The sequence below is a fragment of the Dyadobacter endophyticus genome (genome assembly GCF_014641595.1).
Classification (GTDB): Bacteria; Bacteroidota; Bacteroidia; order Cytophagales; family Spirosomataceae; genus Dyadobacter; species Dyadobacter endophyticus.
Map to the genome: position 1 here is coordinate 1,174,757 of NZ_BMIA01000001.1, position 21,518 is coordinate 1,196,274.

Sequence of the window (21,518 nt, forward strand, 5' to 3'; positions counted from 1 at the left end):
ATTTCCGGACCTAATCGTCGCAAAATTGCGGCTAATGTGATTTAAACCTGCAAAAGGTGTTTTCGGTTGCGTAAACGGCTGTTTCAGTTTACCCCCCAATTTGGCGTATTCATGGGGTAAAAGTTACAATTCACCCGGGTCGCTGTTTCCCAGGGCTTGTAGTTCTACCATATTTGTATCGCAGCCAGGCTCCGCGCCCCGGGTTCCGAACGACACGCGGCAGCCTTTCGCGCAGAATGCAAGTGGTCTGTTAGCCATGAAATCCATCAAAATTTTAGCCATGAAAGTAAATAACCAATTGCCAAACCAATCCATGAAAAATCAACCTGTTCTTTCACCCATGAAAAACCTTTCCATCATGCCGTCGGGCGGCGTGCCGTCGGGCGGCGCTCCGTCGGGCGCTATCGGCGAAGTCAAAAACGTCCCCACGATCACAGTTTACAAGTTTGGGAAAGCGCTCTCCGTTAAATCCAGCGATATCACTTGTCTGGAAGGCGTCGGTAACTACACATTTGTATACACCCGGCATGAAAAGCACCTGGTTTCGAAATGTCTGAAAGAAGTACAGGAAGAACTTAGCAGCGATTTTTTACGCATTCACAAATCATACAGCATCAACGCACGCCACATCGCATCGCGGTGGCCCGATTACATTCACCTCAGCTGCGGCAAGGTGATCCCTATCGCCCGCAGGCGCATCCGCGAGACGCACGAGATATTAGGGAGAATGGCGTTGTCGGCGTAGTGGACCGATGTTCGAGTTGTTGTCCGTCAGGAGTTATGGTCCTTCATAATTCCTGACGGATTTTTGTCAGTAAGCCCATTTTACATAAGCCGAAGCCCAGGTGAAACCGGCGCCGAATGCGGAAAATATCAGGTTATCACCCTTTTTGAGCTGTTTCTCATAATCCCACAGGCAAAGCGGGATCGTCGCGGCGGTGGTATTTCCGTAATGGGCGATATTCATCATTACCTTGTCCATTCCTACGCCCATGCGGTTGGCAGTCGCCTCTATAATGCGGCGGTTGGCCTGGTGCGGGACGAGCCAGGCGACATCGTCATGGCTAAGCTGGTTTCTTTCCATCATTTCCGCTGAAACGTCGGCCATATTGCGAACTGCCGATTTGAATACCTGCTGGCCATCCTGGTGCAGGAAATGCAAGCGGGCGTCGACAGTTTCGTGGCTTGCCGGGAAGCGGCTTCCTCCGCCCCGTTGCACCAGGCGGTCGTAACCCTCCCCGTCGGAGCGGATGAGCGTATCGATCACACCGTAGCCTTCGGTATTAGGTTCCAGCAGCACGGCACCGGCACCATCGCCGAAAAGAATGCACGTACGACGGTCGGTATAATCCATCACAGCCGACATTTTATCTGTACCCACCACGACAACTTTTTTGTATTTGCCGGTTTCGATGAACTGCGCACCGAGTTCGAGGCCGTAAATGAAGCCCGAGCACGCTGCATTCACATCGAAGCTACCGATGTTGCGGATGCCCAGCTGGTCGCAGATCAGGTTGGCGGTACTTGGGAAAACGAAGTCGGGAGTAATGGTTGCGCAAATGAGGAGGTCTATTTCAGCGGGATCGGTGTTGGTCTTTTCGAGGAGGCCCTTTACGGCTCTCGCACCCATGTGCGAGCTTCCGAGTCCGGGTTCTTTCAGGATGCGGCGTTCCTTAATGCCGGTCCTGCTCACGATCCATTCGTCGCTGGTATCAACGAGTGTCTCCAATTCGGCATTTGTCAGAATATAGTCGGGTACATATCCTTCGATGCCTGAAATGGAGGCTTTTACTTGTTTCATATTCGATTTTAATACTGGTAAATTTCGCTGTTTGGGGATTCTCTTGCCCTGAACAACAAATATGCACTACAAAAGTGCTCATTTCTCCACCTTTCAATGGATTTTTTGGGAAGTTAATTTGGGAAGAATATTTTAAGGGACAATGCGTATTTCGACACGCCGGTTGAGCCTGCGGTTTGCTTCGCAATCATTCGGTGCTACGGGGAGGCCGCTGCCAAAAGCTTTTCCCCGAATGCGGGTATTCTCTATTCGCCTCGATACCAGGTACTTTTTGACCTCGTCCACGCGATCAAAAGAAAGCAGCAAGTTTTTGCGGGGATCGCCAACGTCGTCGGTATGTCCCGAAAGCTCGATCCGGGGAGCAGTGTTCCGGACAAGATAATCGGCCAGGATTTCCAGTTCATAATTGCTCTCCGGCAACAAGTCGGGCTCGCTTTGAGTGAAGAGCAGTATGGTTTCGATCTCTTCCTTCAAGTCCAGTTCGGACGTGGCAACGGCCGCTGTTTTGCCCGAATTGCCGTTTTCTATCGGTGTTAAATAAAAAATCTTCGTTGGACGAAGGCTACGGGCTGCAATGACCTCCGAAAGCGTTTGATAGCCGTTGGCGTGGATCGAGATAACGCCCATGTCCCTGGCCGACATTTTAAACTGGTAAATGCCGTCCTCGTAGATAGGGACGACCAGGTCTTCGGGACGCTGCCCCACTACCATAATCGTGGCTTGAATGGGCTGCAGGGTATATTTGTCGAGAACGCGTACAGCGATTCGGGTACGCTGAGGGATAATTTTGTCCCGGTTCATGGCCATGTCGGTGCTCTGCTGGGCGCGCGCGGAAAAACCTGCGATGGCTAAAAGCAAAGCGATTGTAAAAGTTTTCATTCAAGCTCCGGTTAGGTTGAACAATTGTTTTTTACAAACAGGAAATCGTTTACATAAATATATAAAGGTTATTTATATAATGCAATATCAGGCATTTTTTCTCAGGGCCGGAGACCGAAATTGGGTCGCAGGGGGGCATACATGGAGGCAGGACTGACGCCATAGCCATATACCGACAGTTTTGTCTGCGGCGGTTCGTGGGCCGACAAATTAACTTTGCGGTTTCGGAAAAGCTTTTCGAGTTCATCCTTTATCAGGACCGGCGCTTTCCAGGGTTCCAGTTTCATTTTCTTGCTGAAAAGCTTTGGTACTTCTTCCTTGACTTTCAGCGGCAATTTATCCAGTTCCGGGTCAAACTGAATGCTGATGGTGTACCAAACGGCGATCGGCCTTCCGTCTTTCTGTGCAGGCGTCCATTTAGGCATGATGCGTATGAGCCGAAGGGCCTCTTCGTCCAGTTCGATTCCGGGGCTTCTGATGATCCGGCCGCTGCTGACATTGCCTTCATCATCGATCAGGAAGGAAACCTGCACTGGTCCCTGAACGCCCGATGCCAGTGCTTCTTCGGGGTATTTCAGGTTGTTGGCAAGAAATTTGGTTAAGCCCCTGAAATAGGGCCAGCGGTCGAGCCGTATAGAAGGGCCGCTTTCGGTTCCCTGGTTTGCTTCCACATCCTTCTTTAAAATTTTTGACTGCGCTTTCATACGCATAGCTAATGCCTGGGGCCGCGTTTTCAATGAGATGAGATACTCGCTGGCCGACTTTACGATAGGGATTTGACGCATTTCAAAATCGGGGTGCCTAATGACAAGCGTCCCGCTCAATGGTGCGTCCGCGATTTCAAAGCTGCCCGCCAGGTTAGTTACTGTACCACGCTCCGAACCTGCGATCAGTACGGCAGCATTGACTACCGGCCGGGACGATTCGTCGATGATCTTACCCATAATCCGGGTTGTTTGGAGAAAAGCGGACCGGACGTCGAGGCTGTCGGAACCCACATATTTGGGAGCGGCATGCGCCGGGTTCATGAAGGCAGCCAATAGCGCGAGGATGAGGTATTTTCGCAAAAGCGGTTCAGATATTCTTCGCAGCATGAGTTTCCTAATGTTTAATAGGCCGATTATTCACTCAATTATACCTTTTGATCATAAACGATTGTATTTCAAATATAGGGTACGCAGAAGCAGGCAGAATGTGTAAAATTTTGAAATAAAATCCGCGATCCCCGGATTGGCCGGTGGATCATTGGAATAGGTTTATTTTGCAGAAACATTTTACATTCGGCGACCTGGTAATTAAATCACCCATCAACAACGCTATCCACGCACTCTGTCTATGGAAAATCTGCAAGGAGATATCATTTTTTACAGTTCACCTGCTGGGAATGTTAAGGTTGAAGTTATTTTTGATGATGAGACATTCTGGCTGAACCAGAAGCGGCTGGCTGAGCTTTTTGGGGTGGATGTTCGTACCATCAACGAGCATCTTCGAAACATTTTTAACTCCGGTGAATTGGAGCGGGAGGCAACTATCCGGAAAATCCGGATAGTTCAGAAGGAAGGCAACCGGGACGTAACGCGCGAAGTTGATTTCTATAATTTAGATGCGGTAATTGCCGTAGGTTACCGCGTAAACAGCTTTCAGGCGACGCAATTCCGCATTTGGGCGACCAGGATTTTAAAGGAGTTCATCGTCAAAGGTTTCGTGCTCGAAGAAGAGCGATTGAAGCAAGGGAAACGATTTGGAAAGGACTATTTCGACGAGCTGCTCGATCGCATCCGCGAAATCAGAGCGAGTGAGCGGCGTTTTTATCTCAAAATCACCGATATTTTCGAACAATGCAGCGTCGACTATGTGAAAGACTCACCAGACACTCAAAAATTTTTCAAGATCATTCAGAACAAGTTGCATTATGCCATTTCCGGAAAGACGGCGGCCGCCATTATTGCAGAAAGGGCAAACTCAGAGAAGCCGAACATGGGCTTGCAGACATTCAGGAACGCGCCGCATGGAAAAATCCAGAGAACAGATATTGGTATTGCCAAGAACTATCTGATTGAAACGGAAATAAAGGAATTGGAGCGCATTGTTTCAATGTACCTGGACTATGCAGAAAACCAGGCCGCCAGGCAGATTCCTATGAAAATGGCGGATTGGGCTGGTAAATTGGATGCATTTTTGCAGTTTAACGAGTACGAAATCCTGAACGATGCCGGTAAGGTCAGTCACGAGGTGGCCGTGCGGCTGGCAGAAGAGCAATTCGAGAAATTTCGTGTCGGGCAGGACAGCAATTTTGAAAGCGACTTCGATCGGGAGTTGAAAAAGTGGAAGTAAAGCCTTTTCCAAATTGAGATAACCATGGATCATTATTACAGTACGCTTTTCGAATATATTTCCCGCATCATTACATTGCCCGAAGTTGACCGGGAGTCCGTACGAAGGTCATTCAGGCCGGTATTTGTTCCAAAAGACACAGTGATAGAGAAAGCGGGAGAGGTGCCTGGTTACCATAACTTCATCGTGTCGGGCTATATGCGAAATTTCCATTTGGATGGGGATAACAATGAGATCACAACGGACCTGAACGACGGGCCCCGGTTCTTTACATCCTATTTTCACTTTATGAACCGGACCGTTTCGAATGAGAACCTGCATTGCATCACTGATTGTGCGCTTTTGCGGATCAGTCGGGATGTTGCCGAAAAGACGGCGGTGAGCAGCCTCACCCAGAAGGATTACACGATCCGCATTTTGCAGGAGCATTTACAAAAGGACAAGGAGCGTATCAACGATATGGCGAACCTGACCGCGGAAGCCCGTTACGCGAAGTTTGTTCGGGCAAATCCCAACATCAACCGGCACGTTCCTTTGAAATACATCGCTTCCTATCTCGGTATTACCCAGCGGCACTTGAGCCGTTTACGCAGTGACGGCCTGTCCAACACTCCCACACAGGAATAGAACCGCTTATCCGCATTGGACAAATGTCTAATGCCGCGGGCCACGACCGGCTTTAAGTTTGGCCAAACTTAAATGTCCGATATCATGACCGAGAAAATTGACTTTCTTCCAGGCACCACGACAAAATATCCTCAAAAACTGCTCAACCTGGCCGTTACCATTTGGTTTATCGTCACCACGATCGGCCAATGGGCATTCGGTATCTACATCATTGCATTTTACGGCGCCAGTACAGCCTCAGGCGAGCTTGAACGCTGGAACGAGGTTTTGCCGCATGGGTATGTGAAAGGGGACTGGAAGGGAAACCTCATTGTGGGGACGCACGTATTGCTGGCCGCTATCCTGGTAGTTGGCGGACCGTTACAGCTGCTGGCATCCCTTCGGAGGTCCGCTCCTCGGATTCACCGCTGGCTTGGGCGTGTTTACGTCTCCACGGCGGTGATTGTGGCCACCGGCGGCTTCATTATGGTATGGACACGCGGCGCTGTCGGCGATACCGTGCAGCATGTCAGTATCAGTATCCAGACGGTCTACATCATCATTTTCGCATGGCTCGCGTGGCGTTGCGCACGTGCGGGCCAGTTCGAAAAACATCGTAAATGGGCGATGCGGTTGTTTATGGTGGTAAGCGGCGTATGGTTTTTCAGAGTTGGATTGATGTGCTGGCTGGTGATTAACGGCGGCCCGGCTGGTTTCGACCAACGGACATTCAGCGGACCTTTTCTTACGGCGCTGGCGGTACTTGTTTATGCCTTGCCGGTGTCGCTCCTGCTACTCGAATTGTATTTCTATGCGCGGAAAGCGATTAAGCCTGTCGAAATAACAGCCATCGCGCTGCTGATATTCATGGTGGCCGTGCTAATGGCTATCGGGGTTTTTGGAGCGATAGCCGGGATGTGGCTGCCCAGGATCGGGTAGGTTCTGTTCTTGCCGTTAATCCCGAATCTGTATCTGTTCATATTGACAATAATTTGTGAGCTTTGCGGGATGACTGATACGTTTAAACTGATTATCGCTCAAAGCGAAGCGCATTTCGAAGACGGAAAGAAGCTCTTCCGGGAGTACGCGGCGTCGTTGTCTATCGACCTCGCTTTTCAGCACTTTGAGGAAGAGCTAGATACTGTGCAGGATCAATATGGGCCGCCTTCGGGCGCGCTGGTACTCGCGTATGCGGGTGTGCGTGCGATCGGTTGCGCGGGTGTGCGCAACAAGGGGCAAGGGATTGCCGAGCTGAAACGAATGTACGTCAAGCCGGAATTTCGCGGGCATCAACTCGGGCGCTTGCTGCTGGAACGGTCTGTTTCAATGGCAAAAGATCTGGGATACGGAACGCTCCGGCTCGATACGCTCGCCAGCATGACGGGCGCGCGCAGGCTGTATGAGTCATTTGGATTCGGGATTATACCAGCCTATTACGACAATCCGCACGCTGACGCTATTTATATGGAAAAGGCGCTTTGAATGGCTTTTGGGGCCGGGGATGTTTAACGGTAACGTCTCATCAGCAGCGATAGCGGCCAAAGAATGGCGGTAACGATTGCCTTGTTCCAATCAGGGTGTTCCGGATTTTCCCGGTATGCTTTCACGCAGTACCAGACCAGGATGAACAGCGAAATGGTCAATGCGCCTGCCATAGTTTTTGATTTTGGTGAATAATGAATTGAAAGTTAGTTCATTATCTGTTTTTTAGCCAAAAAATGGTACCAATGGTATCGACCGCGCATGGTGCGGCACGGCGAACCAGACCCTCAAAATGGATAATGCCGCATTCCTCCATCGACTACAATCGCCGAGCCGGTGATGTAGCCTGCCCGCGGGGAGACGAGGAACACGGCCATGTTTGCCATATCCTGTGGCTGGCCGAAATCGCCGAGCGGTATTTCCTGTGCGGCAAAAGCTTTCCGCTCCTCGTCTGAGAAGTACGGCCGGATGTTAGCCGTGTCGATCAGCCCCGGTTGCAGCGTATTGACGCGTACATTGTATTTGCCTACCTGCCCGGCGAGTTGCTTCGACCACGCGGCCATACTTGCCTTGGCTACGGCCGATACATTGATGCTGCGGAGTTCGTAAGTACTCGTCAGGTTCAGGATAACCCCCTGCTGCCGTTCGACCATATGCGGCAGCAGCTCCTGAGTAAGTTGGCGGGGCCGGTCGAAGTCCAGCGCCATCGAATCGGTCCAGGGCTGCTCCGGGCCCGTAATATCGACAGGGCGGCTTTGTCCGGCGTTATTGATAAGGATATTTACATGGCCCAATGCAGCCAATGCGGCTAGCGCGATGCGGTGCGGCCCGTCGGGCGCGGTGAAATCCTGCGCGAAAACAACCAGCGCCATGCCTGTCTCCTCTGCCACTTCTTCGCGGAGGCTATTCAAAAGCTCCTCATTGCGGGCGGTGGCAAATACCGTCACGCCCTCTCTGGCCAGTTCCCTCACAATAGCGCGGCCGATACCCTGGCTGGCGCCTGTTACCAGGGCTGTACTTCCTTTTAAATGCAAATTCATAATGGTGTTTCGAATGTGTTAAAGACTGGTTGCAAACCTAGCTGGAAGCATTTAATTTTGGATGCTATACAACCAATTGTGGGGTACTAACAAAAGTGTAAGTAATGGCAGCCAGAAAACAGAATTCTACCTACACCAGCAATGAAAAGTACATTGTGGAGTGCGATCTTACCTATGCGGTCAATAAGATTGGCGGCAGGTGGAAAATATTGATTATCAGTAAACTGGAAAAAGGGAAAATGCGGTTCGGGGAGCTTAAAAAGGAGTTTCCCTACATAACGGAACGGATGCTGACGCTACAATTGCGCGCGCTCGAACAGGACGGCCTGGTCAAGCGCACGGTTTATGCCGAAGTGCCGCCGCGTGTGGAATACGAACTCACCGAAATGGCCGCGGCATTCGGGCCGATTTTCCAGCAGCTCAGCGAATGGGGCGGAAAGCACCGGAAAAGCGTTAATTGAGTTTATATGCGTCCGCCAACTGTACCAGCGCCTTGCGGTCGGAGATATTCAGTTTATCGAATATACGCCGCCGGAACGTACTCACAGAGGTGTATTGCAGCTGCATCAGCTCGCTGATCTGCGTAATGGTGTAATCTTGAACGATATACATCGCTACCTGAAATTCCCTGGGCGTCAACCCGTCGAACGGGTTCATTGATTTCCGATTGAGTGTGTCGTTGACAATGATCTCGGCCAACTCGGCGCTCATGTATTTCTTTCCGGCAAGTACCATATTTACTGCCTTTATCAATTCGTCGGGCGAAGCATCCTTCTCAATATACCCATGCGCGCCCATTTGGAGCGCCCTTTTCCCAAAAATCGTCTCGCTGTTCATTGATACAATCAGTACTTTGGTGTCGGGGCTGGAATTCCTGATCCAATGCAGCACGGTGTTGGTATCGGTGTCAGGCATGTTCAGATCGAGCAGTATAAGGTCATAGGTGTTGATTTTCAACTGGGTCATAATGGATTGACCGTCCCAGCTTTCATCGATTTCCGGGTCGGAGAAATGGTTGAGTAATGCGGCTTTAAGCCCGTAGCGAACCAGCGAATGGTCGTCGGCAATCAATATCTTTTTCATAATGTGGTGAAATTGGGCGGAGCAATATCTGTCAAAATAGCTTCTTCTGTGTCAGGTGGGCCGGGTAAAAGTCCGGAAATTGTGACGGATGTACCTTGCCCGACGGTACTTTCTACTTCCAGTTTACATTCGAGGCGGGCCACGAAATCGATGATGATCTGGTAACCAAGGCGGCCACTTTGCTCGATTCCCTCGGTTGTAAGTACATTTTCGATACGCCGCTTGATTTTGCTCAGATCGGCCGGCGACATGCCCCGCCCGTTATCCGACACTGAAAGTTTCAGGTATTTATCATCCTGTCTGACAAGTTCTACCCGGATATGCCCGTCGGTAGTATACTTGTTGGAGTTGTCGATCAGGTTGCGGATTACCGCTTTTAGTATCTCGCGATTTGTTAAAAGTTCCAGGTTGTCGGGGTTAACAAAGTGAAGGGTATTCTTTTTGAAAAGAAGCATTTCTTCAAAAAACTCCCTCAGTTCGCTGGCCAGGCCGTCGAACGGGAACGGCCGCTTGCTGAGAAAAAAACCATCCTGCTGCGATTTGGTCCAGAGATTGATCTCTTTCACAAAAGCATGGATATTGGTAGCGGCCTTTTTGATCTCCGCAGTTCCCGTCCTGACATCATCGAGACGGTCTTTTTCGAGTGCCGCAGCCACGTGGTCCGACAGCAGGTTTAAGAAATGCAATGGCGATTGCAAGTCATGCGCGAGCAGCAGCGTGATCTTCTCTTTCAGCCGTTTACTGTATTCGAGCTGTTTGGTCCGCTCCTGGACCTGTGCTTCAAGCTGTTTTCTTCGTTGCGTCAGATAATGATAACGTAGTTTCACCGCGAGATAAAACGAAAAGGCGAGCAAAAACAGCGCGAAAAGCGTGGCATACCAGGTCTGGTACCAGAATGGGGCCACCGTAAAGCTCTTGGTCAGCAGACCCACATTATCGTGCCCAAAACCTGCCTTCTTTCTCACTTGAAGCGTATAGGTTCCGTAACCCGGCCGGTTGAGGGTGATCGTCGGGCTGCCGTTCAGTTGGTACCATTCATCATCGAGGCCTTTGATATTGTATTCCAAAAGCTGGTTCTCCGGCAGTCCGAAATAGGGCGACGCCAGCGTGATTTCGATGCGGTTAAAGGAGGGGCCCAGCCGCAGGTCGCCGGCGAATGGCTGCTCCTTGCCGTCGACGATAAACTTGTCGATCAGGATCCGGGCGTCGGGAAGGATGTCGGTGATACTGTCGGGATACATCTGCACCAGCCCGTCCATCGAGGAAAAGGAGAACTTCCCATCCGGAAAAACGACCGAGGACGGATCGCAGCCGCCATTGAATTCGTTGTTGCCAAAGCCATTGCTTTTGTCATAATAATAGTAGAAAACGCTGTTCGCTTTGCCGTCGAGGAAATCGTACACGTCTTGTGTCCTGCATTTGAAAAGCCCGTGGTTGGTGGTCATCCACATAAAGCCCTTTTTATCTTCCAGAAAAGTGTGCACGACAAGCAAATAGCCGTTTCGGTCGAGTGGCAATGCGGTAGGCTTGCCATTGCGGATCGCGTAGAACCCCTGGCCATAGGTCCCCGCCCAGAGTGTTTTCTTTTTATCTGTGTAAAACGCCCTGACCTCCCGGCCTTCCATTTCGGGGATTTCCCGAACCGAGGCTTTCTGAACATCCATCTGGAACAAGCCTTTTCCATCCGATGCCCAGATTACGTTATTGTTTACAGGGATAAAAGTCTTGACTAACTTAGGTAAATTCAGCCAGTGGATCGAATCCCCGGAGATTTTGCCCAGGCTTCCGGAGAATGTATTCAACCAGATATTCCCGTCGGGTGTTTGGGCAATCTTTGCAATTTCCTTTTCTGCATAGAACTGCCGTATGAGCTTCAAATCGGGCGTGCGCTGCTCAACGCGTTTGTATGCCCTGTTCAGCCATACATTACCCGCCTTGTCCACCAGTATCCCGCTCCTGCCTATAAGCGGAAAAGGCGGGCCGGAGCGGGTACCGTTGGGCAGGATCGCACCCAGCTCTGTGAGAAGGCCATCGTTGCCGTATAAATGCTGGCTGTAAAAATTGTTGTTCGTTCCCGGAATGCGAACGGTTTTGAACTGCTTCTTTTTAAACACATACATCCCGCCCGTGTCCGTACCCAATATGTGAATGCCCGATTCGGGGATGTTCAGGTAACATAATACGTTGCCGATATCGCCCGTTTTCAGTATCGGCTTACCGACAAGTATGTTGCCCGCGCCAGCAGCAGCACCAATTTCATACAAGGTATTGGAGTTATGCAGGAAAAGGCGTTGCCCCTGCTGAAAGAACTGTGATGGCCCGTGAAGTTCCCCGATACCGCCACCGGATAATTTAAGAGAAACTGCATATTGCCGCCCAGTCGAATCGATGCAGGCTATCCGGCCTGTCTGATCGAAAAAATAGATCCGGTTATTCAGTATACCAGACCTGTTATTAGACAATATTGAGCCTTTTAATGTCTTTAAAAAAATCACCTTTTTCCCATAGAGATAAGCCAACCCATTATCGCCGATTCGCAGGAATCCATCCCCGCGGGCTCCGACCTGATCATAGTTGACCTGTGCCGCAAAAGCCCCGAACTGCGATTCGATTCGATGGCGGTCTTGTGGCAGAAGGTTAGCAAAGACATCAAACTGATCCTTCCGCGATTGGAGTAAGACAACCCTATTGCGGATGTGCGGGTTTAGCACAAAAGGCTGGTTATTTTTATCAAAAGAAAAGACTTTAAAACCGGTATCCTTGAAGTAAATGGTACTATCGCCCGTGAGGCCGAGGTCGATAATGCGGTTACTGGCAAGCTGCGGTATATTGCTGAGGTTGTAGGTCACGAATTTCGTCCCGTCAAACCGTACCAGCCCGCCCTGGGTGGTCATCCATACGAAACCGTCTTTATCCATCCGAAGCAGCATCACGCTGTTTTGCGGTAAGCCATTGTCGCCGGTGTAATGCTGCTCGGTAAAATCGGAGACCTCCTGGCCAGATACGTGTAAGGCTACCGTGAGGAAGGTGAGAAGGGTAGTAATCCTCGCAATTTTCATAGCCGGGTCAACAAAGTGGGTTTGTCCTGAAATGACAGATGTAGGGTCGGGATCGAGGGTACAATAATAGCTTAGTTTTGTAATAATTTCTATGGCTTTTACAAACATTTCTAGCCAGTTGGCCTGTTATTCTATGTTAAACTTATTGACTGGTTTTCTTTACTTTTGACGCATGGCGCGTAATCTGGTTGTCAAAGACCTCCCGGAGCTGTATGAAACAATGGGCCTGCCCGTCGAACCGCTGGATGCGTCGTCGGGTCTGACCATCCATTTCTTGCAACAGACCTTTACCGAATTCCCATTTAAGTCAGTGCCTTTCAGGCCCAATTATTTCAGTTTTCTGTTTATCCGGGAAGCATTCGGCAAATACACGATCGATGACCAGAGCTTCGATGTGCAGCCGGGGACGGTATATTTCACCAATCCGGGCAATTACCGTGTTTTCGAATGGTATGGTATCAACGACACCTGTCTGATCACTTTTAATGAAGCATATTTAAAGGAAAATGTGCACGAAGATGTGTACCGCGATTTTTCTTTCCTGCTTACCGAAACCGTCGAGCCGAGGGTTTTGTCAGGGGAACAGTTTGCCGTCGTCCAGCAGCTCTATCAGCAGATACATAGTGAATACCGTGGAAATTCACCTTATAAAAACAGGATCATCGGCAGTCTGATGGTGGCTTTGCTTTTAAAGATCAAGGAATATTTTTTCCAGGATTATAACCCGATTTATGAAGGTAACCGCAGTTCCCAGATAGTAAAGACATTTAAAAGAAACCTCGAACAGCATTTCAGGGACCTTGTGAACGGGAAGGTCGAAATGCCCTTGCGTGTTCAGGATTATGCGGACCTGCAATTTTTACATGTCAATTATTTGTCGAATGTGATCAGCAGCAAAACCGGTAAATCAGTAAGCGCATGGATTGCCGATAAAACCGTCGCCGAAGCCAAAGTGATGTTGCAAAACCCGGGCCTGACAGTCAAGGGAATAGCCATTCGGTTAGGCTTTCTCGAAGCGCCACATTTCAGTAATTATTTCAAAAAACACACCTCCCAAAGCCCCGCCGAATACAGGAGGCTGCATGTAGGGTGATTTATGTAATATCGTCAAAACCATATGCATCCGGGCTTAGCAGAAGGAGCGACATCGCCCAATGTGCCTTTTCGTCTTCTTCCGAAAACGGGTGCCGGGACCATACTGACCAGCCTTCAACGGGCTGATAAAATTTTTCGTAGTTCAAGCGGTCGAATTCTTTCAGCTCTTCCAGTTTTTTGGATTGGAATTCCGTTATCTCGGGATTCTGGCGGTATAATCTATCTTTAATGAATTGCGCCACGGATTTCGTCGGCGCGTCCACTGCATTCTCGAAAGCCCAATAGTCTGGTAGCAGGCATTGTGTATAATGGGTAAGCATCACCTCCTTCAACCCATTTGGGGCAAAAGTCTTTTGGAACCGTATGTGGTGCACCAGCGCTTCTTTCTGGCGCTCATGCAAGAAAGTTTTGTAACATGCTTTCAGATAGTCAATTTTAACACGATCCGCGTGGAATGCAGATGGAAAAACAGGGGAAGGCTGCGTATAAAGGGAGGGAATAAGATTATTTTTAAGGTACTCGATTTTCGCGCGATGATAATCAAGCCATCTGGCGCGTTCATTGTCCTGCTGGATCGAATTCTCCGTGTATTGTGCATAAAGACGCTCCTTCAATTCGTCGTACCGGACCCTTTGTCCCTCATTCAATAGTCCTTGAAAGGCAATAAGTTCATAATCCCAGTCTTCCCATACGGATAGTATATGTTTTGGTGAAAATGTATCCCTGATCGCCTCATATTTAAGGACTTGTTCCGCTTGCTCAAATGTCAGATCGAGGTAGTGATACCTGTCCTGAACAAGCTCTACATTCGAACGATGGTCGCTTTTTTCCATGGATATTGATTTGCTGATATGCCAATATAGCACGTCCCGACGATTTCGTGTTAGATAATATGCGGCATTTTTAAGAGTAGTTGCAGCCAACCTTCGTCTTCCCGGTGGAGATTTTGGTAATGGTGAACAGACATGATGATGCATTTGAAATTCTGGATTTTTATTTTGGTAACCTTGGCAGCTGGGGCGAACGCAAGCGGGCAAACCGCCGTGGCTAACCGCGCTGGAGCCGTCCCAAAGGTTGAGGACGTGGGTGCAGGGAAATTGCCGGCAGAAATAGCCCCGGTAAAAGCCCCATTCCCGATGCCGCGGTTTGTAAAACCAGTTTTTCCCGCATTAACAATAAAAATCACTGACAAAGGCGCCCGCAAAGGCACCATGGTCACAAAAGCGATACAGGCGGCGGTTGATGAAGTGAGCAGGAACAAAGGCGGGACGGTGATCATTCCGCAAGGTATCTGGAAAACCGGGCGTATCAGTTTGAAAAACAATGTAAACCTACACCTGAGCGAAGGCGCGGAACTGCATTTCAGCGCGGAAATCGAGGATTACCTTCCGGCTGTGTTCACAAGGAATGAGGGAGTGGAGCTGATGTCCCTTGGGGCGTTGATTTATGCCAATGGCCAGGAGAATATCGCTGTAACAGGCAAAGGAAAGCTTGTCGGCCCGCCCGACGGCCCGGTCAGGAAGCGCATTATGACGCTGGACGTGATCGAAAAGGTGGTTCCTTCCGATAAGCCGGTACATGAAAGGGTTTACGAAGGCAAAGACGGCGGCTTTATTTTTCCGCCGATGTTCATTTCTCCGATCAACTGTAAAAAGGTTTATATAGAGGGGATTACGCTCGAAAATACGCCATTCTGGAACGTGGTGCCGGTGTATTGCGATAATGTGATTATCCGCGGCATTACTGTGCGTTCGGTGGGCATTCCGCGGGGCGACGGGATCGATATTGAATCGTCCAGGAATGTGCTCATCGAGTACTGCACCCTTGCCAGCGGCGACGATTGTTTCACGATCAAGGCCGGGCGCGGCGAGGACGGCATCCGGGTGAACAAGCCGACGGAAAACGTGGTGATCCGCTACTGCCTCGCCCGCGAGGGCCACGGCGGCATTACCTGCGGCAGCGAAACGGCCGGAATGATCCGTAACCTGTATGTGCACGACTGTGTTTTTGACGACACCGACACCGGCCTGCGTTTCAAAACGCGCCGCTCCCGGGCCGGAGGCGGGGATAACCTCGTGTACGAGCGCGTGCGCATGATCCTGCGCGGCGATGCTGTGAAATTCGATATGCTGGGCAGCCGGCAATATGTAGGCGAGCTGGCAGACCGCCTGCCCGCGCGGCCTGTCGACAAGCTGACACCCGCATACCGCAACATCACCGCCCGGAACATCATCATCGAAAAGGCGCGCACCTTTATCGACATTACCGGCATTCCCGAATCGCCGGCTGCCAACCTGCTCATCGAAAATGCCGATGTGCGGGTCCGGACCGCATTCAAAGCCAGCGACGCCGAGGGCATTACGATCCGGAATGCGTCTATCGCCATGACCGATTCTCTTTTGCACGGACTGGATATCCGCCATGTTCTTTTTGAAAAAGTGGAATTCAAAACACCCGGCAAACGGGTGTGGATGGACGTTCAAGGCGAAAACTCGAAGAATATCCGGTTTGTAGATTGCATCCCCGCGAAGCCGGAAGATTGGGAGTAACAGGTAAGGGTGGTGACCAAACTCAATAGCAGGCCGAAGGACCACGCTTCCACGACTTCCGCCGATAGGAAATCGGCGAGAAGGTGCTGAATGGCAGATATACAGGAGTGTGGAGTATTTGCTACGATTAAATATTTGACGATTCGCTGGCATGAACCCCTGTTCGTGCGAGCGAATCAGTCCTGAAATTCGAGCAGCGCTTTCAGCGCCTTAAAGCAGGCGTATGCCAGGTAAATTGGCACCAGAAGCGGCAGGAAAACAGCCATTTTCAGGATGTCGTCATTTGTAAAATTTTTCATAACAAAATTTTGTATACAACTTATTCTACAAATAGATAAAAGTTGTTCCACAAATATAGGGCAACAAAATTTAATTCACGGTAAAAAAAATGGCTGCTCACAACTAAATGAGCAGCCATTTTTACAAACTATGCACCTTACTTGTTCCACCAAAGCGCGGTCGTAATGTCGTCATTACCTTGTGCTTTCACAGCATTCTGGTAGTTGGCCAGGTTTACGCTCTGTTCTTTGGGCGGGTAGTACAGCCGTTGCGGAACGCCCTCGCCGAATAGTGGCTGGAACTTGTAGTCGGTGGTTTTGCCATCGACGGTGCGGCTCCAAACGATATCACCCGGCTTTACCAGGAACGTCGGATAGCCGGTGCGACGGATTTCAGCCCATGCCTCATCGCCCTGGGTATAAAGTGCCAGGTATTTCTGGTTCAGTACATTGGCTTTATCGGCCTTCGGAAGCGCGGCCAGGTAGATGGTGATATCGGCCTGTGCAACTCCCCATTTTTGCAACGAAGCCGTCACACCGTTGATATATTCCTGCTGATCCCAGTTTTTGTATTCCGAAATAAGGAATGCTACTTCGGCATATTCCTGCAATACTTCACCATAATTGGCCGCGTTCACAGCCGCGCCGGGAAGGCTCACGTCGGTGGCTGTCAGCAAGCCGGCCGCCGCAACGGGGAGCCCGTATGGCTGGCCTGTGTAGTTGCCGGCTGCATTTTTAGTAGCGTAAATCGGCAGGCGCGGGTCCTGAACCTTCACCGTCCCCAGCTCGCCTTTCAGTACATTGATAATGATGTGCGAAACGGCGAAATCCTTGCGGTTGGCGGTAACGGTAGCACGGTACAGCGGTGCCTCATTGGGTGCAAGCGACTGGTATTTGAACACCGCATTGTCCGCATTGGAAGTGAAAACACCCTTTGCCAAGGCATCGTCGAAATGCGTTTTAGATTCGGCCGGGAGCTGCTTGCGGATGCGCGTCGCGATACGCAGGCGCAGGGAGTTGGCGAACTTGGCCCACAGATCGTTCTTGCCTTTATAAATCACGTCATAATTGCCAAATGTCGTGGCGGTCTTGTATTTGGCAAGCGTATCGCCGGCCGCTTTCAGCTCATTGAGAATGTCGAGATAGATCTTCTGCTGGCTGGCATAGGCTGGGCTCAGGTTTTCGGGCTCCTGCTGTAATGCCTGAAACTCGGGATCCTGGTTGCCGTACGATTGGTAAGGGATATTGCCAAACACATCCGTCAGGTTCTGGAACGCATAGGCTTTCAGAATGCGCGCAACGGCGATCTGGTTCGCATTGCTGCCCGCTGTCCCGGCGGCGGCGATGCTTTTCGTAGCCGGGTCGGTATTCAGTTTGATGATCTCATTGAGGTTGTTCAGCGCCTTGTACGCGTTGCTCCAATAGGTGTCCGAATACGAGCGGGGAATATCGTAGCGCGACTGGTCGCTGTAAATATTCTGGCTGTAATACTGGGCAAAAAGCTGCGAGCCGCGCAGGGAGCTGTTCTCGTTGCGGATGTTGTCGATCACCTGTTTTTCGGCCGAGAGCAGCACGGTGGTGGTGGTCACGTTTTCGGGACGGTTCGGGTCCTTGTTAATGTCCTCGAAATGGCTGTCGGAGCAGCTGTTAAGCAATGCGCCGATGACGAGGGTCAGAATACCTTTATGATATATGAACTTTTGCATGATCTTCAATTTGAATGTGGTGGTTAAAACTTCACATTTACGTTCAGGCCGTAAGTGGCAGGTACCGGAACGCTGCCGCCTTCAAGACCCTGGATATTGCCGCCGCTGCTCGTGAACTCGGGGTCTATGTACTTGCTGGCCGTGTAAATGTTGGCCAGGTTACGGCCGTAAACCCCGAAATACACCTGTTTTACCGCTTTGTTGTTGAGCGCCAGGTTATAGCCGAATGTGATTTCGCGCAGCTTTACGAACGTCGCATCGAAGATCGTCTGCGGGGTAGGGCCGCTGTATTCCCCGCGTGACCATGCCTGCGCGGTAATGCGGGTGTCGTTCTGGGTGGTGTTGGTCACCTGATAGGTGCCGTCGGCATTGTAGGTAACAGTCCCTTTCACGCCATCGAGCACCACTCCTGTTTCGCGGATGTTATTGGCGGCTGTTTTATCCAAAACACCTGCATACATCGCCACTTTGTAGGTTTGTGAGAAGAATTTGCCGCCCACGCGCCCGTCGACCAGGAAGCCGAGGTTGAAATGCTTGTAGGTAAAGTTGTTCTGGAAGCCAAAGAGGTATTTCGGGAGCACACTTCCCAGCGGGGTAAGCTGCTGTGCACGTTCGTAAGTACCGTCCGCTTTGATCACCTTCTGGCCGTCGGCCGCGTAAACGAAGTCGTTTCCGAGGAGCTGTCCGTAAGGCTGTCCTTCACGCGCCACGAGCGTCACAAGGCTGTTGGCAAGCTGAAAGGTATTGATGCCCGGCGCCAGTGCGATCACCTTGTTGCGGTTTCTCGACCAGTTCAGGCTCGAATTCCATTCAAAACCATTCGCGCGGATCGGCGTGCCGGTTAGCGTTATTTCAATACCCTTGTTGTTGATCTTACCCGCATTGATCACCTTCGAGTCGTAACCAAATGCCGACGACACGGGAATATTGATGATCTGGTTGCGGCTCACATTGTCATAGTACGTAATGTCGAGTCCGACACGGTTTTTCAATGCCTGGATGTTCAAACCGGCCTCCCACGAGCTGGTAATCTCGGGTTTGAGCGCCTGGTTGTTCAACTGCGCGGGTAGTTTGTAAGAAGGCAGACCGTCGAACGACTGGCTTGCTTCATACGCGCGTTGCAGCTGGTAAGGATCGGTATCGTTACCCACCTGCGCCCACCCGAGGCGAACTTTGGCAAAATCCAGCCAGTTGATGTCTTTCACACCGCTCAGCTCGCTGAGGATCAAACTGGTTGTAAGTGAAGGGTATGCGAATGAGTTCCGATTTAACGGCAGGGTAGAAGACCAGTCGTTACGCAGCGTTCCGTCGAGGAACAGCAGGCTCTTCCAGCCCAGCGAGAAGCTGCCGAATACCGAGCTGATTTGCTTGCGGTAAGCGTTCGAGTTGACGAGTACCGAGCTGGCATTCTTCAAATTATAGTATTCTGGAATGATCAACCCACCCTGCGTGACGGCATCGCTGATGCGGCGGCGCTGGCTCATGATATTACCACCCGCATTCACATTCAATGAAATATCGCCCCAGCTCTTGGTCGCCGAAGCCAGCAATTCGTAGTTGAACTCGCTGAAATTGTTGTTATACTCCTGGTACTGCGATTGCGTGCGGGAATAGACGGCAATACGGTCCTGATATTGATATTGGTACACGTCCGCATTCACTTTTCCGCTTAGCTTCAACCAGCTGTTCACGTCGTACACCACGCCCACGTTGCCGTAGAAACGGTCACGGTTTTCTTCGAGGTAGCTCTGGTAAGCAGACCAGTACGGGTTATCGATAAACTTCGCAGCTTCTCCGGCGGGGGTATCCTGGTAGCCGCTGCGGTTCCAGAGGATTTGGCTGCCGTCGGTGCGCTTGTAGTTTTTCAGCTTGTCGTAATCCACCTGCACCTGTCCCCATTGGAATGCTTCGAGGATGATGTTCCGATTGGTAGCACCCGTCCACGGCCGGCCGGTCGACTGGTTTTTGATATAATTGAAATTATTGTAAAACTTGAACTTGCCGGCCTGCGTAGAGCCTGAGAAGTTGATCGAGTTGCGTTTCAGCGACGAGTTTGGGATAGTGCCTTTTACATTCTTATTGGTAAACGAAATGCGATAGGTGGAGGTAGCATTACCGCCGCTTACGGCAAGGCTGTTGGTGTTCGAAACGCCGGTTTCGAAGAAGGTATGCACGTCGTTTTTAGGATAAGACCACGGTTGTGGTTTCAGGTATTCTGCCGTGTTTTCGGGATCGAGGTTATACCAATGCAGCACAGGCGTGCCGTCCAGTTTCGGTCCCCAGCTTTCGTCTACGGCATATTCGGCGATGTTATATTCGTTGCCGCCGATGGTTGCCTTCTGGAAAGTGTTCGAAAAGCCTCCGCCATACAATTTCTGGCGTTTCGGCAGGCGCACGATGTTTTCAAATTCGACGCCGGTGTTGAGCGTGATATTCACCTTGCTGTTTTCCTTGCCTTTTTTGGTGGTAATCAAAATCACCCCGTTTGCCGCGCGCGTTCCGTAAAGCGCAGCGGCGGATGGCCCTTTCAGCACGGAGATGTTCTCGATATCGTCGGGGTTGATGTCCTGGATCATGTTACCGACATCTTTACCACCGCTTCCTGCGCTCGTAGCGGCGCTGTTCAGGTCGGCATTGTCGATCGGCGTACCGTCGATCACGTACAGAGGCTGGTTGTTACCGGAAATGGAGTTGATCCCCCGCAGCAACACGCGCGAGGAGCCGCCCATGTTGCCGCCCGATGTAACGACCTGCAAGCCAGCCACTTTTCCTGATAATGCGCTCAGTGCGTTCGTAGGGCGTGTTTGCAATGCCTCGCCCTTCACTTCCTGCACCGCATAGCCTAGCGCGCGTTTCTCGCGGGAAATACCCAGTGCGGTAACCACCACCTCGTTAAGGATCTTGGCGTCCTGTTTCAATGCGATGGCGATCTTGTCGCTGTTGCCCACTGTCACTTCCTGGGTGAGGTAGCCGATGAATGAAATCACCAACACAGGCGAATCGGTGTTGGTTTGCAGGCTGAAACCGCCGTTGACGTCGGTCAATGTGCCCGTCGACGTTCCTTTTATGGTAACGGAAGCCCCGGGGAGTCCGCTGGCGTCGTTCGCGTCGGTGACAGTACCGGTAATCGTCCGCTGCTGTGCGTGCACAAGCCCGGTCGCAAGTAAAGTCACCAGAATGAAGTAGATAAATCTCGTTTTCATGAATTGTATTTTGGTGAGGATTTGTTGAGTTGTTGTTTTGAAATTTTCTCTTGATTTTGACTGGCTAGTATTAAAATTGATTTTCTGTAAACCGCATTCAATGAAATTTAATTCCGTTAAATTCATTATAATGAAGTAATTATAAAGATTGTATTAATAAATATTTTGTAAATGTATTAAAAATAAATTAAAATGATTAATATCTATCGGATTAATAGATTTAATAATTAGAAAGTCAGTAATAGGATTGTTTTAAGTTTTATGCTAGCTGCTGAGTGGGAGGGCATTAGCTGAACATCGCACCGCGGCCCTTTGATTGAAGGCGCCTGACGGTATTTCGCGGACGAGATGGTGATTTGGCGAAATACCGTGTAAATAAATGAAAGTTATATTCCGTAATGGC

Annotated in this window: 20 protein-coding genes; 8 read left to right on the forward strand and 12 right to left on the reverse strand. The window is 50.4% G+C overall.

Annotated features, from left to right (window positions below; all coding sequences use genetic code 11):
* Positions 1 to 123: 123 nt before the first annotated feature.
* The gene (locus IEY24_RS32930; RefSeq protein WP_262892319.1) at positions 124 to 258 is read right to left on the reverse strand and encodes a hypothetical protein; all 135 of its coding nucleotides are present in this window, start codon (positions 256 to 258) and stop codon (positions 124 to 126) included.
* Between the two features lie 82 nt (positions 259 to 340).
* Here IEY24_RS32930 and IEY24_RS04875 point away from each other — a divergent pair, with 82 nt between their 5' ends.
* Positions 341 to 745: a LytR/AlgR family response regulator transcription factor gene (locus IEY24_RS04875; protein ID WP_229221397.1), complete on the forward strand. Its 405-nt coding sequence runs from the start codon at positions 341 to 343 to the stop codon at positions 743 to 745.
* Positions 746 to 811: 66 nt separating this feature from the next.
* Here IEY24_RS04875 and IEY24_RS04880 read toward each other — a convergent pair whose 3' ends face one another.
* The 3 genes from IEY24_RS04880 to IEY24_RS04890 form a co-directional block, all read right to left on the reverse strand.
* Positions 812 to 1,801 (reverse strand): beta-ketoacyl-ACP synthase III, encoded by a 990-nt coding sequence (locus IEY24_RS04880; protein WP_188929203.1) that lies wholly within the window; start codon positions 1,799 to 1,801, stop codon positions 812 to 814.
* 132 nt (positions 1,802 to 1,933) lie between these two features.
* The gene (locus tag IEY24_RS04885) at positions 1,934 to 2,680 is read right to left on the reverse strand and encodes an OmpA family protein (RefSeq protein ID WP_188929205.1); all 747 of its coding nucleotides are present in this window, start codon (positions 2,678 to 2,680) and stop codon (positions 1,934 to 1,936) included.
* Positions 2,681 to 2,781: 101 nt separating this feature from the next.
* Complete coding sequence (locus IEY24_RS04890) at positions 2,782 to 3,774, reverse strand: TonB family protein (protein WP_188929207.1); 993 nt, start codon at positions 3,772 to 3,774, stop codon at positions 2,782 to 2,784.
* 241 nt (positions 3,775 to 4,015) lie between these two features.
* On the opposite strand from IEY24_RS04890, the gene IEY24_RS04895 reads away from it, so the two are divergent.
* From IEY24_RS04895 to IEY24_RS04910, 4 genes are all read left to right on the forward strand, one after another.
* Positions 4,016 to 5,014 carry a virulence RhuM family protein gene (locus IEY24_RS04895; protein WP_188929209.1) on the forward strand — a complete coding sequence of 333 codons (999 nt, stop codon included), beginning with the start codon at positions 4,016 to 4,018 and terminating at the stop codon, positions 5,012 to 5,014.
* 24 nt (positions 5,015 to 5,038) lie between these two features.
* Entirely contained in the window at positions 5,039 to 5,641 is a 603-nt protein-coding gene (locus tag IEY24_RS04900) for a Crp/Fnr family transcriptional regulator (protein WP_188929211.1), read from the forward strand.
* A gap of 84 nt (positions 5,642 to 5,725) precedes the next feature.
* Positions 5,726 to 6,559, forward strand: coding sequence for a DUF2306 domain-containing protein (locus IEY24_RS04905; protein WP_188929213.1), 834 nt, complete (start codon positions 5,726 to 5,728; stop codon positions 6,557 to 6,559).
* A gap of 69 nt (positions 6,560 to 6,628) precedes the next feature.
* The gene (locus IEY24_RS04910; protein WP_188929215.1) at positions 6,629 to 7,102 is read left to right on the forward strand and encodes a GNAT family N-acetyltransferase; all 474 of its coding nucleotides are present in this window, start codon (positions 6,629 to 6,631) and stop codon (positions 7,100 to 7,102) included.
* Positions 7,103 to 7,125: 23 nt separating this feature from the next.
* On the opposite strand, the gene IEY24_RS04915 is transcribed toward IEY24_RS04910, so the two are convergent.
* Positions 7,126 to 7,275, reverse strand: a complete 150-nt coding sequence (locus tag IEY24_RS04915) for a hypothetical protein (protein WP_188929217.1) — start codon at positions 7,273 to 7,275, stop codon at positions 7,126 to 7,128.
* 114 nt (positions 7,276 to 7,389) lie between these two features.
* On the reverse strand, positions 7,390 to 8,142 hold the full coding sequence (locus IEY24_RS04920) for an SDR family NAD(P)-dependent oxidoreductase (protein ID WP_188929219.1): 753 nt from the start codon (positions 8,140 to 8,142) through the stop codon (positions 7,390 to 7,392).
* Positions 8,143 to 8,246: 104 nt separating this feature from the next.
* Here IEY24_RS04920 and IEY24_RS04925 point away from each other — a divergent pair, with 104 nt between their 5' ends.
* Positions 8,247 to 8,603 (forward strand): winged helix-turn-helix transcriptional regulator, encoded by a 357-nt coding sequence (locus IEY24_RS04925; protein WP_188929221.1) that lies wholly within the window; start codon positions 8,247 to 8,249, stop codon positions 8,601 to 8,603.
* Here the strand turns inward: IEY24_RS04925 and IEY24_RS04930 are convergent.
* Together IEY24_RS04930 and IEY24_RS04935 are read right to left on the reverse strand one after the other, a co-directional pair.
* Positions 8,596 to 9,225, reverse strand: coding sequence for a response regulator (locus IEY24_RS04930; RefSeq protein ID WP_188929223.1), 630 nt, complete (start codon positions 9,223 to 9,225; stop codon positions 8,596 to 8,598). The genes IEY24_RS04925 and IEY24_RS04930 overlap by 8 nt on opposite strands.
* Complete coding sequence (locus IEY24_RS04935; protein WP_229221398.1) at positions 9,222 to 12,392, reverse strand: ligand-binding sensor domain-containing protein; 3,171 nt, start codon at positions 12,390 to 12,392, stop codon at positions 9,222 to 9,224. Before IEY24_RS04935 ends, IEY24_RS04930 begins: the two co-directional genes overlap by 4 nt.
* A 64-nt stretch (positions 12,393 to 12,456) precedes the next feature.
* Here IEY24_RS04935 and IEY24_RS04940 point away from each other — a divergent pair, with 64 nt between their 5' ends.
* Positions 12,457 to 13,377, forward strand: coding sequence for an AraC family transcriptional regulator (locus IEY24_RS04940; protein WP_188929225.1), 921 nt, complete (start codon positions 12,457 to 12,459; stop codon positions 13,375 to 13,377).
* 1 nt (position 13,378) lies between these two features.
* On the opposite strand, the gene IEY24_RS04945 is transcribed toward IEY24_RS04940, so the two are convergent.
* The gene (locus tag IEY24_RS04945) at positions 13,379 to 14,212 is read right to left on the reverse strand and encodes a hypothetical protein (RefSeq protein ID WP_188929226.1); all 834 of its coding nucleotides are present in this window, start codon (positions 14,210 to 14,212) and stop codon (positions 13,379 to 13,381) included.
* 210 nt (positions 14,213 to 14,422) lie between these two features.
* Here IEY24_RS04945 and IEY24_RS04950 point away from each other — a divergent pair, with 210 nt between their 5' ends.
* Positions 14,423 to 15,928 carry a glycoside hydrolase family 28 protein gene (locus IEY24_RS04950; protein WP_229221399.1) on the forward strand — a complete coding sequence of 502 codons (1,506 nt, stop codon included), beginning with the start codon at positions 14,423 to 14,425 and terminating at the stop codon, positions 15,926 to 15,928.
* Positions 15,929 to 16,104: 176 nt separating this feature from the next.
* Here IEY24_RS04950 and IEY24_RS32935 read toward each other — a convergent pair whose 3' ends face one another.
* The 3 genes from IEY24_RS32935 to IEY24_RS04960 form a co-directional block, all read right to left on the reverse strand.
* Positions 16,105 to 16,227: a hypothetical protein gene (locus tag IEY24_RS32935; RefSeq protein WP_262892320.1), complete on the reverse strand. Its 123-nt coding sequence runs from the start codon at positions 16,225 to 16,227 to the stop codon at positions 16,105 to 16,107.
* Between the two features lie 137 nt (positions 16,228 to 16,364).
* Positions 16,365 to 17,912 (reverse strand): SusD/RagB family nutrient-binding outer membrane lipoprotein, encoded by a 1,548-nt coding sequence (locus tag IEY24_RS04955; RefSeq protein ID WP_188929227.1) that lies wholly within the window; start codon positions 17,910 to 17,912, stop codon positions 16,365 to 16,367.
* 23 nt (positions 17,913 to 17,935) lie between these two features.
* A complete protein-coding gene (locus IEY24_RS04960) occupies positions 17,936 to 21,115 on the reverse strand; it encodes a SusC/RagA family TonB-linked outer membrane protein (RefSeq protein WP_188929228.1) in 3,180 nt (1,059 codons plus the stop codon).
* Positions 21,116 to 21,518: the final 403 nt, after the last annotated feature.

What these genes read in the sequence shown, in the direction of transcription:
- IEY24_RS04915 (WP_188929217.1), bottom strand. Translation starts at nt 7,275, where the DNA reads ATGGCAGGCGCATTGACCATTTCGCTGTTCATCCTGGTCTGGTACTGC.
- IEY24_RS32935 (WP_262892320.1), bottom strand. Translation starts at nt 16,227, where the DNA reads ATGAAAAATTTTACAAATGACGACATCCTGAAAATGGCTGTTTTCCTG.
- IEY24_RS04940 (WP_188929225.1), top strand. Translation starts at nt 12,457, where the DNA reads ATGGCGCGTAATCTGGTTGTCAAAGACCTCCCGGAGCTGTATGAAACA.
- IEY24_RS04960 (WP_188929228.1), bottom strand. Translation starts at nt 21,115, where the DNA reads ATGAAAACGAGATTTATCTACTTCATTCTGGTGACTTTACTTGCGACC.
- IEY24_RS32930 (WP_262892319.1), bottom strand. Translation starts at nt 258, where the DNA reads ATGGCTAACAGACCACTTGCATTCTGCGCGAAAGGCTGCCGCGTGTCG.
- IEY24_RS04885 (WP_188929205.1), bottom strand. Translation starts at nt 2,680, where the DNA reads ATGAAAACTTTTACAATCGCTTTGCTTTTAGCCATCGCAGGTTTTTCC.
- IEY24_RS04880 (WP_188929203.1), bottom strand. Translation starts at nt 1,801, where the DNA reads ATGAAACAAGTAAAAGCCTCCATTTCAGGCATCGAAGGATATGTACCC.
- IEY24_RS04895 (WP_188929209.1), top strand. Translation starts at nt 4,016, where the DNA reads ATGGAAAATCTGCAAGGAGATATCATTTTTTACAGTTCACCTGCTGGG.
- IEY24_RS04920 (WP_188929219.1), bottom strand. Translation starts at nt 8,142, where the DNA reads ATGAATTTGCATTTAAAAGGAAGTACAGCCCTGGTAACAGGCGCCAGC.
- IEY24_RS04925 (WP_188929221.1), top strand. Translation starts at nt 8,247, where the DNA reads ATGGCAGCCAGAAAACAGAATTCTACCTACACCAGCAATGAAAAGTAC.
- IEY24_RS04890 (WP_188929207.1), bottom strand. Translation starts at nt 3,774, where the DNA reads ATGCTGCGAAGAATATCTGAACCGCTTTTGCGAAAATACCTCATCCTC.
- IEY24_RS04930 (WP_188929223.1), bottom strand. Translation starts at nt 9,225, where the DNA reads ATGAAAAAGATATTGATTGCCGACGACCATTCGCTGGTTCGCTACGGG.
- IEY24_RS04910 (WP_188929215.1), top strand. Translation starts at nt 6,629, where the DNA reads ATGACTGATACGTTTAAACTGATTATCGCTCAAAGCGAAGCGCATTTC.
- IEY24_RS04945 (WP_188929226.1), bottom strand. Translation starts at nt 14,212, where the DNA reads ATGGAAAAAAGCGACCATCGTTCGAATGTAGAGCTTGTTCAGGACAGG.
- IEY24_RS04955 (WP_188929227.1), bottom strand. Translation starts at nt 17,912, where the DNA reads ATGCAAAAGTTCATATATCATAAAGGTATTCTGACCCTCGTCATCGGC.
- IEY24_RS04875 (WP_229221397.1), top strand. Translation starts at nt 341, where the DNA reads ATGAAAAACCTTTCCATCATGCCGTCGGGCGGCGTGCCGTCGGGCGGC.
- IEY24_RS04900 (WP_188929211.1), top strand. Translation starts at nt 5,039, where the DNA reads ATGGATCATTATTACAGTACGCTTTTCGAATATATTTCCCGCATCATT.
- IEY24_RS04935 (WP_229221398.1), bottom strand. Translation starts at nt 12,392, where the DNA reads ATGTTTGTAAAAGCCATAGAAATTATTACAAAACTAAGCTATTATTGT.
- IEY24_RS04905 (WP_188929213.1), top strand. Translation starts at nt 5,726, where the DNA reads ATGACCGAGAAAATTGACTTTCTTCCAGGCACCACGACAAAATATCCT.